The 500-nt window shown below is 53.0% G+C and carries 1 rRNA gene; it reads right to left on the bottom strand.

The annotated features are described in order from the left end of the window. Nucleotides 1-6: 6 nt before the first annotated feature. A 16S ribosomal RNA gene (locus BXO88_RS16260) occupies nt 7-500 on the bottom strand; the annotation flags it as partial.

Genomic DNA, 500 nt, shown 5'->3' with positions numbered 1-500 from the left:
TCTTAGAAAGGAGGTGATCCAGCCGCACCTTCCGATACGGCTACCTTGTTACGACTTCACCCCAGTTATCAGTCCTGCCTTCGGCAGCTTCCTTTCTTGGATCACTGACTTCGGGCATTACCAACTCCCATGGTGTGACGGGCGGTGTGTACAAGACCCGGGAACGTATTCACCGCGGCATTCTGATCCGCGATTACTAGCGATTCCAGCTTCGTGTAGTCGGGTTGCAGACTACAGTCCGAACTGAGACGTTATTTTTGAGATTTGCTCCAGCTCACGCTCTCGCTTCTCTTTGTTTACGCCATTGTAGCACGTGTGTGGCCCAAGTCATAAGGGGCATGATGATTTGACGTCATCCCCACCTTCCTCCAGGTTATCCCTGGCAGTCTCTCCAGAGTGCCCATCTTACTGCTGGCTACTGAAGATAAGGGTTGCGCTCGTTGCGGGACTTAACCCAACATCTCACGACACGAGCTGACGACAACCATGCACCACCTGTC

The sequence above is a fragment of the Oribacterium sp. C9 genome (genome assembly GCF_002007235.1).
GTDB lineage: Bacteria > Bacillota > Clostridia > Lachnospirales > Lachnospiraceae > Oribacterium.
The sequence above is the reverse complement of the archived record's forward strand: the minus strand, read 5'-3'. Positions and strand labels throughout refer to the sequence as shown.